This is a genomic window from Formosa sejongensis (genome assembly GCF_033447105.1).
In the GTDB taxonomy this organism is placed as follows: Bacteria; Bacteroidota; Bacteroidia; order Flavobacteriales; family Flavobacteriaceae; genus Formosa.
In genome coordinates this window covers 85,649-95,771 of the sequence record NZ_JAWQUN010000018.1, presented here as the reverse complement: position 1 = coordinate 95,771, position 10,123 = coordinate 85,649, and the positions used below count along the sequence as shown (strand labels likewise).

Below are 10,123 nucleotides of genomic sequence, written 5' to 3'. Positions count from 1 at the left end.
ATAAGCTCTTAAAACAGGCTTTTGCCATAGCAAAATCAGGATTAACCTATGATAATAATTATAGAAGTGTTTTAGTGAAAAATTAATGAGTTTTTACTTGTTTTTTACCACAGTACTTTGTTGTGTGTCGTTATTCTTCTCCTATATGTTTTTTGTAAAACTTCCATGTTTCCTTTGCCACATTTCTTCCTAATTCTAGTCCAGCTATATTATCCGACTGAATGTGATAACCACCCAAAACCCTTGAGATACCTGCCATTTCTGCTGTCTCTGTGAATGTTGGAAATTTCAAAGTAATTGTATCGCCTAAATTATCAGGTTCTGTCATCGCTCCTGCAACTAACTTCGCCTCTGAACCAAATTCCTCACTTCCAGTCCACATTTTCAAAGCTTCTGCACAACCTCCACTAATCGTGCTGTGCCCTGAAGTATAACTCGGAAATGGAGGACATAAAAAGGTATCTGGCGAATAGGGTCTCCATTTTTTTCCGTCTATTTCAATCATACCTTTTCCTTCACCACCCCAAGCTTTTATTTTTTGTTTATCATAATATTGGTGAACCAATGCATAGGGTCTGGCATAATCATAATACATTTTTGAATCCCAAGAAGCTATGAAAGCATCCATAGCAACTACTTGGTTAAAGAAGTACATTTTCACATCTTCATCAAGTGTATGGTTATCTCTTCGAGAAACATCTTGAGCAAACTTTAACCAATGCCCCGCTTGTTGTACAGATTGTGGACCATCTCGCATAAACTCTACCAATGCTTTTTGATAGTCTGTTAGGTTATATTGTAATTCTATAACTTCTCGAACTTCTTTTTCCAGTTGTTCTGAACCAATCATTGGAGGAGGTCCGGGTCGAAATTGGTCTCCTGATTTTAAGGCAATAGGTTTAACCTTGTCCCAAAATGGTGTTAAACACTCAGGTGTAAATTTTCCACCTTTCCCGTCCGAAAAATACTTAGGTTGCCAGCGGTTAGGGTCAACATTTTTATCAGCAGAATTAACAGGCTCGTATCCAACATAATTAAAATATGGTTCACCATTGGAACTAGCTTCTTCACCATATTGATTAGAGCCGTCTCCTTTTCGAGCTTCAATTACTGCTTTTGCAGCTAAATTACCAATACCCTCAGGCGTTGTAGGGTCTAATGATTTGTTCGTTGGGTCTAAACCCAATTCTTTCATAAATTCCGCAAACAATGGTTTATCTGAAAAATAGTATTCATTCATTGCTCCAAATGCGGCATAACTAATGGCAATTTCTTTATTTTTTAAGGTCTGTTCTTTTGATGGTCTTTTATCAACGCCTTCAAGATAAACAGGAACAGCTTTTTCGTCATACATCGACCAAGCATCAAATACAGAAACAAATATCAAACCCAAATACCGAGAAGTGATAGTCGGTCTTGGTTTGAATTTTTCAGTATCATTGGCTTGGGCGGTCAATGCCATTTGTCCCCATTTATAAGCAAAATTTTCAACTCCTTTGGGTTCAGCTATTTCTGATAAACTTTGATGTTTCTTTTTATTTTGAGCCTCTTTACAGCCAAAAAGGATTAGAGAAGTAATGAAAAGTAAAATTGTTTTTTTCATATTTATTTTGATTTCGAATTGTTTTTTGTATGACACACAACATCAACAATTATTATAGTATATAAATACTACTTAATTAAATATCTAGATATGAGTTAAAATTGAACAGCAAAATTACATCACTCATTTTGAATAGATTATCTACCATTCTGAGAGTAAGAATAATTTTGCCAATTTTCAATCTTTAATAATTTTAATTAGAGCCCTCTTGGTTAAATGATATGAGTTTAAGCGTATTATTATTTGCTCCTAACAAATATCCTATTTCCCCATTTGTAAGCTTAATTGACCTTATGTTCTTTATATCATCTCTAAAAAACAAACCACTTTCTTGTTGTGATACATCGGAAAAGCCATCTGCAGACCCAATTAAAACAAGACCTAGGCCAGCATCTGACTTAGGCGTTTCTGCTTCGGCTTGATATAAATTTCCAAACAAAAGTAAATCTTGATACTCATCATTATTATAATCAATTGATGCTATACTATTTACTGATGATAATTGTGACTTTACAGGTAATTCATGTGGCAAAAAGCTATTTCCATTTTTATTTTCAAACCAAAGATGTGCGAAAGTATCTGTTTTATAATGCAATGCCTTACTTAGTGGTCCTTGTCCATAAATATCTTGTAAATCTGCTTTAGCAAATTCTCTAAATGTTTTATAACGTTTAGCAATAGCAGGTACTTGTTGCGAGGAACATTCACGACCTCTAAGAGGCACTTGTTTTCCTTTTTTATTATATGTAAAAACGATATCGTTTGAACCATTTTCATCAAAATCGGCAGAATACACTTCAAAAGGGGAATCTGGTTTAGATTTATATTTATAGTTCAACCCAAGATTACCGGCTACAATATCTAAATCGCCATCATTATCAACATCTGTTACATGTAATGAATACCACCATCCTTTGGTATTTTCAAATCCATAGTCTTCTGTTTTATTAGTCAAATGTCCCTTATTATTTTGATATACTGTAATAGGCATCCATTCTCCTGTTAAGATTAATTCTTCCCAAGAATCACCATCTAAATCAGCCCAAACCGCATCAGTAACCATTCCTATTTTATCTGAATCTTCACCAAATGGAGATTTAACTATTTCAAATTTTAAATCTTGATTTTTACCTCCTAAATTTCTTAAAAGCACACTTGTTGCAGGAACTGGATACTTTCCAGGAACATTACGCCCTCCAACAAATAAGTCCATTAAACCATCCTTATCAAAATCACAAATTGCGATGGCTTTTGTAGAAATAGCTGTTTGTGGTAATGACGATTTTGATTTTATAAAACCTTCTTCTGTATTAAGATATAAACGATCCGTTAAATCTTGATTTAAACTACCTCCACTAGCAACATATAAGTCTTGATCACCATCATTATCAAAATCATAAAAAACAGCACTAATATCTTCTTGATTTACATCTTTTAGCCATGGCCCGTCCAGTTCTGTAAACGTTCCATCATTATTTTGAAGGTATAGCATACTTTTACTTCCCGTAGCATTACCTGCAAAAAAGTCTTCCAATCCATCTCCATTTGCATCTCCAACTGCAAGAGCACCGCCTAGCATAGAATATTTATAAGGCAAAAGAGGTTCAGATTGATAATCATCATATAAATCTTCAGAATGCTTAAAGTTTATTTTTGAAGCCGTCGTTATATCATTAAACAAAGAAGTACTTGGCGCTACTCTCGAAACTTCACCAGTATTATTTGAATGCTCCAAAACCAATAATTGATTTGATTTTGGGTTCTTAATAACCTGTTCAGTTCCATCTGGCCATAATACTTTTATTTTATTTATATCGGGGTTAGCACCCAAGCCAAAATGCAAAATAGGTTCCATACTAGATTGGAAACCTCTTGTTAAAGTCATTTCTTGCGTTTGTGTATTTTGATTACTTAACAAACTGACTTTTGCTCCCAACGCTAAAGGGTTCTTATCAGGTCCTTTTAAAGCAACTCTCAAATAGTTAGTACCTGTGGTTTCATTTTTAAACAAAGACGCTTGCTTATCTATATTATTGATTACTAAATCTAAATCGCCATCATTATCTAAATCACCATAAGCCATACCATTAGAAAAACCCTCAAAATCTAAGCCCCAATCATTACCTTTTTTCTCAAATTCGATACCTCCCATATTTCTATAAACATAATTAGCTATTGGTTCGCTAGGGTAATCTGTAATTTCGATATTAAAAGCTTGTTTAAAAGACGTAGGGTTTACTTTGTTATTAACATCATTATCATTTACATCGCGCTTCATTCCGTTGGTAATATAAATATCTTTCCAGCCATCATTATCTAAATCTGCAAAAAGTGTTGACCAACTCCAGTCTGTCGAAGCCATATTTGCAAATCTTGAAATCTCACTCATTATTGGAATATTGTTTTCATTAACACCATTATTCAACTGCAAACTATTTTGCATGTATTGATAATGAAATCCAACACTTACAGCTTCTTCAAACTGTTGAGGGTTCATACTAGCCATATTAACACGAGCGCGAACATAGTCTTCTGGAGACATTTCTACCTGTATTAAATCTGTTAAACCATCATTATTAAAATCAGACGCGTCAATACCCATAGCAAACATGGACACATGTCCGGTTGCCTCTTTAAGCACTTCTTTAAACGTGCCATCTTGATTGTTTATATAAAAATAATCAGGGACATTAAAATCGTTTGAAAGGTATAAATCCTGCCAGCCGTCATTGTTAAAATCAGATGCAATGAGACCTAAAGTAAGTCCAAAATTCTGAACACCAGCTTCTTGTGTGACATTTGAAAAATTCCCATTACCATCATTTCTGTAAAGATGACCGCTTTCTCTTAGGTTATTTTCCTTCATTTTTGCATCATAAAACATATTACCTTGACTAATTGGTACAGCTGGATAGTTTGCAACAAACAAATCAATATCACCATCATTATCGTAATCAAAAAATGTAGATTGAATGGAATTAGAGCTATCATTAATACCATACTTCGATGCAGATTCAGTGAATGTATTATCGCCATTATTAATTAAAAGTTGATTTTCAGTATGAGTACCCACTCCAGACACAGATAGATAAATATCTAAAAACCCATCATTATTAATATCTGTCATGGCAACACCAGTGTACCATCTGCTATCTCCTGAAACACCCGCCTTATCTGAAATATCATCAAATTTCAGGTTACCTTTATTAAGGTAAAGTTTATTTGGCACCATGTTTCCTGTAAAAAAAACATCGGACAAGCCATCATTATTAATATCTCCTATGGCTACACCTCCCCCATTATATATGTATGGAAATTTAGAATACGTTAAAGAATCATTATCTGTTATTGTATTGGAAAATAAAATATTGCTAGTGTTTGCTGTTATTTCTAAAAAAGCAGTCTGACTCTTTTCACTTTTTGATGTGCAAGATGCTATTAAAATACAAATTGAAAAAAGTGCTATTTTAAAACTATTATTTTTTTTGTGGTATCTCATCATTTACAATCTAAAATAGGAAAAAAAAGGGAGTCATTAAAATTAATGGCTCCCTTTTTAGAATTACTAAATAAAAAACTAAACTAACTCATACAATTATTGATATCCTTCGTTCTGCTTACCTTCATAAGCTGGGTTTGTATCAATTTCAATTTGTGGAATAGGAAAATATTCTCTCCCTGGCACATAATTAGTTTTTTCATTTCTTAAAGAAGGATCGTTTTCAAATCTACTTGGAATCATTCCCCATCTTTGTAAATCTAAAGGTCTTTGGGACTCATTACAAAGTTCTAATACTCTTTCATCACGCACACGTTGTCTAAAATCTTCTTTAGACAAATTTTCAGGAATATTAGGCATATCAACTCTAGCACGTACTCTATTAATTGATGTATATGCAGATACTGTTGGTCCATTAGCTTCATTTTCGGCTTCTGCATGCATTAATAATACATCTGCTAATCGAATAATCCTTTTATTGTTTCCATTTGTAAAAAAAGCTGGTGTTGGTCCTCCGCTGAAAGGTTCCACATACTTAGCTGCTCTTATTGGCCTTCTCACTGTAGTTGGATCTGCTTCATGATTTGCAATTTCATTAGCAAACTTATTTGCAAACAAATCCCCATTAAAGTACTCAGCATCTGGATAATTCCAAACAATGGTTTCGAAAGCTCTTGGATCTATAGCACCGCTATTTGTAGTCTCTTTCAAGAACAAATCTAAAACAAATGGATTTATCCAGTAAGTTGTCCAATCTCGATCAAAAGAACTAAATCTAGCCGTTGAAGGCACATCAGAACCCCAACCAGCACTCCAAGCTCCTGTATTATCAAATTGTATTTCAAACAGAGACTCCATATTGTTCTCCGTAGATTCAAGGAAATTATCTCCATAGTTTGGCATTAAGTCAAAATTGCCATAAGTACCAGCTATTATCTTATTAAATTCGCTTACTGCTTCTTCCCAATCTTCCAAGTACAAATGCGTTTTTCCCAAAAGTGCTGAAGCAGCTCCTTTCGTGATACGTCCCTTATTAATTTCATCCCAAGAAGTTGGCAATAAAGGAATGGCTGAATTAAGATCTGCTTTTATTTGATCATAAATTAAACTTGAATCTACTGGTGGTTGTTGAGTTTCTGCCAAACTTCCAGCTGGTATTGTTACCAAAGGCACATTCTTAAAATGATTCACTAATACAAAATAATTTATCGCTCTCAAGAAATAGGCTTCTCCTAAAATATTATCTTTATAAGTGGCATCCATTTCAATATTAGGTACATTTTGTAAAACCTGATTCGCTCTAAAAATCACCTTCCACATTTCTGAGAATGCATTTGCATAATTTCCGTCGCTAGGATTTGCATTAAAAAGATACAAACCGCCACCAATAGTTCCTGGATTTACAATTTCATCAGACCTCTGTAACTCAACGATATACCATATTCTACCATGGTAAAACACAGTAGACATTGGACTATAAGCTCCTATTATTCCCGAAGTAGCATCAGCTTCTGTTTTCCAAAAATTATCTGGAGTTAATGTATTCGGGTTTGTTTGATCGAGTAAATCCTTTTCACACCCTAAAAGGAATATGAAGCAGAAAAATGATACTATATATTTTTTCATTTTATTTGTTTTTTTTATTAGTTAAAAAGCCTTTAAATTAAAATCCAAATTGTAATCCCATAATAATTGTTCTTGAAGGCGGGTATGCAGATTGATCGACCCCAGAATAGAAGAGTAAATTATTATTATCTACAACCAAAAGTTCATTATCCTGACTTCTACCTATTTCTGGGTAGTAACCTGAATAATTAGTAATTGTAAACAAATTTTGGGCAGATGCATAAAATCTTATTTTTCTAACCTTTATTTTCTCTAATAATTCTTCTGGAAGGGTATATCCTATCTGGATATTTCTAAGTCTAAAATACGCTCCACTTTCCACATAAAAAGAGCTAGGTCTGGCATTGTTAGCTCCTCCTCCGATTCTTGGTAAACTGGCATCCCTATTTTCAGGTGTCCAGTAATCAAGAGCTTCTCTCGTCATATTACTAGTAAGTTCCAATAAATTTCTACCCTTACCTTGATTATATATTTCATTCCCATGAACACCATTAAAAATCATATTGATGTCCCAATTTTTATAATTTGCATTAATTGTGAACCCATACTGAAATTCTGGAATATAGCTCCCTAATACTTTTTGATCGTCGGTGGTTAATGCGCCACTGTTATCAAGATCTTCATAAATAAAATCTCCAGGTTGCGCATTAGGGTCTGCATTGGTAGAATTAGCTATTTCTTCTTCAGTTTGATAAATACCAATCACATTATAACCATAATAACTAGCGACTTCATCACCTGCAGCTGTACGCGTTTGATTTTCTGTCGACCCAGTTCCTGCTGTAATTGGAGCAATATTTTCACCTAACGATAAAACTTCATTATTAAGAAATGTCACATTCGCTGATATATCAAAACTCAAATCTCCAATTTGATCACTATAAGTACCCATAAGTTCCAAACCTGTATTTTTTATTGATGCAGCATTTTGAGCTACAGGTGTATTCGTTCCAGAAGATGGAGGTATTCTAAGAGACACTAATATATTTTCTGATACTTTATTAAAATAATCAGCAGTTAAAGTAAATTTATAATCAAACATTGTCAAATCTAAACCAATATCATAGGTCTTTGTTGTTTCCCAAACAAGATTAGGGTTTGCAAAAACGGTTTGAGAAACACCCGGAACCCTATTTTGCCCGGTACCAAAAACAGCATCACTATTAATATTAAGAGTAGGAATATATGCGTAATCTAAAATATTTTGAGAACCTAACTCTCCGTAACTTCCTCTAAGCTTCAAGTTGTTTACGACATTATTATCTGCTAAAAAGTTCTCTTTGGATAATGTCCAAGCTCCAGATATTGAAGGAAAGGTTCCATATCTATTTTCTTCAGAAAATCTAGATGAACCATCTCTACGTATAGTAGCACTTAAAAAGTATTTACTTGCATAATTATAATTAACCCTTCCAAAAAGAGACTGCAAAGTACTAATTGTTTCTGTTCCTTGCACTTGCACTATAGTACTAGCAGCACTTATTTGTCTGATATCATTTGAAGGAAATCCCGAAACCCATGTAACATCTTGGTCAGTCTGATCTTTTAGAGAAGTAGCTCCCGCAAGCAAATCAAATGAATGCTCTTCTATTGATTTCTTATAACTAATCGTACCTTCTATAAGTTGACTAACATAATCGGTTGTGTTTTCAATTAATTCAGCATTATTTGCAAATGCATTTATAGCGTCTGAAATATAAAAAGTAGGCATAAAAGTATAATCTAAAGTATTAGAAACTTGAAGCCCCATATTTACGTTTGCATTAAAACCTTCAAAAAACTCATAACTAACACTTAAGTTTCCTAAAAGATTGTCCTTTGTTTGATGACGGTCTTGAAGAAGAGCTCTTCCAATATGGTTATTTCCATCATAATCAAACAGTTCTTCTGTTGCTCCTCCGAATCCACCGTCATTATCTGGATTATATAATGGTATTGTTGGTAATATATTATTCCCTAAGTTCCATATTGAATTTATCGTTCTATACGTATTTGATAACGTAAGACTTTCATTAATCTTTAACTTTCCTTTTTCTAAGCCCATATTAGCTCGAAAGGTTTTTCTATCAAAATCTGAGGCTATAATAATACCTTCTTGATCAAACCAATTTGCCGAAATATTATAATTCACAACTCCAGAAGACCCATATACCTTAGCTCCAACATTTTTAACTGGTGCATCTGAAATTGCTATATCCTCAATAATGGTGTTAACAGAAGGATCTAAATCTTCATTAAAGCCCGGCAAAAAATTAGGTTGTTGTCCTTCAGGAGTGTCGGCAATAGTTAATTCATTTCTTAGATTTGCATATTCTGCTCCTGTTAACCAATCTAGGCCTTTTATTTGAGATTGCATACCATAGCTTGTTTCTATATCAACATAAACACCATCAACCCCACTACCATTATTTGTTGAAATAATGATAACACCATTAGCTGCTCTAGATCCAAAAATGGCTGCTGCAGATGCATCTTTTAAAACCTCAATAGATTTAATATCAGATGGATTTAAAAAATCCATATTATCTGTAAACATACCATCAATAACAAATAATGGATTAGAATTTGACAATGATGAAACACCTCTAATCACAATATTTGTATTTGCTCCAGGACTACCTCCTACTGCCTCAACGTTAACCCCTGTCATTCTTCCTAACAACAATTGAGATGCATCAGATACTTGTAATTTATCTAAGCCTTTCCCTGACAACGTACTTATTGCTCCTGTTAAATCCGACTTCTTTTGGGTACCATAACCTACTATAACAACCTCATCTAACTGAGACTGATCTTCTTCCATTTTAACATTAACAGTTGATTCACTTCCTACTGTTACAGAAATTGATTTCATGCCTACATAAGAAAACGTAAGCACTTCACCTTTTTGAGCTGAAATTTCATAATTACCATCAAAATCACTTAGTGCTCCCCTGCTAGTACCTGCAACAAGCACATTAACACCTCCCATAGGCATTCCTGTCTGGTCAACTATGGATCCAGTAACTTTAGGATCCTGTACATTTGAATCCAATTTATAATCCATAACGACACTCGCGTTTACAACGGTACTACCTACCATTATATACATGAGAAGCAGAGCGATACTCGTTTTAAGTTTGAAATCAATAAGCTCGTAGCTTAGAAATTTCCATAAAGTTGTTTTTTGTTTCATTTACTTTTGGTTTAAAAATTAAGTTAGTTGTATTCAGTTTATTTTACTTCAGAAATTGCAAAAAAACCATGGCGCTAAGAACAAGATTTTATTCTTTTTCAACTACCTCATATCTAACATTCTTTTGCTTATTTCAATTGTTTGTTTATAATTTTGCTTATTTCAATCATTTACTTGTTTATAGACAACATGCCGATTGCAAGAATAACACAACCGCTTA

General features: G+C 33.7%; 4 protein-coding genes. All 4 read right to left on the bottom strand.

Annotation, left to right across the window (positions count from 1 at the left end; all coding sequences use genetic code 11):
• Nucleotides 1–130 precede the first annotated feature (130 nt).
• Entirely contained in the window at nt 131–1,603 is a 1,473-nt protein-coding gene (locus R6X41_RS15120; protein ID WP_318501185.1) for a vanadium-dependent haloperoxidase, read from the bottom strand.
• Nucleotides 1,604–1,796: 193 nt separating this feature from the next.
• Nucleotides 1,797–5,102, bottom strand: a complete 3,306-nt coding sequence (locus R6X41_RS15115; RefSeq protein WP_318501184.1) for a VCBS repeat-containing protein — start codon at nt 5,100–5,102, stop codon at nt 1,797–1,799.
• A gap of 96 nt (nt 5,103–5,198) precedes the next feature.
• Nucleotides 5,199–6,728, bottom strand: coding sequence for a RagB/SusD family nutrient uptake outer membrane protein (locus tag R6X41_RS15110; protein ID WP_318501183.1), 1,530 nt, complete (start codon nt 6,726–6,728; stop codon nt 5,199–5,201).
• A 37-nt stretch (nt 6,729–6,765) separates the two neighbouring features.
• Nucleotides 6,766–9,903, bottom strand: a complete 3,138-nt coding sequence (locus R6X41_RS15105; RefSeq protein WP_318501182.1) for a SusC/RagA family TonB-linked outer membrane protein — start codon at nt 9,901–9,903, stop codon at nt 6,766–6,768.
• Nucleotides 9,904–10,123 lie beyond the last annotated feature (220 nt).

Coding starts and splice junctions, on each gene's coding strand:
- R6X41_RS15120 (WP_318501185.1), bottom strand. CDS start 1,603: ATGAAAAAAACAATTTTACTTTTCATTACTTCTCTAATCCTTTTTGGC.
- R6X41_RS15115 (WP_318501184.1), bottom strand. CDS start 5,102: ATGAGATACCACAAAAAAAATAATAGTTTTAAAATAGCACTTTTTTCA.
- R6X41_RS15110 (WP_318501183.1), bottom strand. CDS start 6,728: ATGAAAAAATATATAGTATCATTTTTCTGCTTCATATTCCTTTTAGGG.
- R6X41_RS15105 (WP_318501182.1), bottom strand. CDS start 9,903: ATGAAACAAAAAACAACTTTATGGAAATTTCTAAGCTACGAGCTTATT.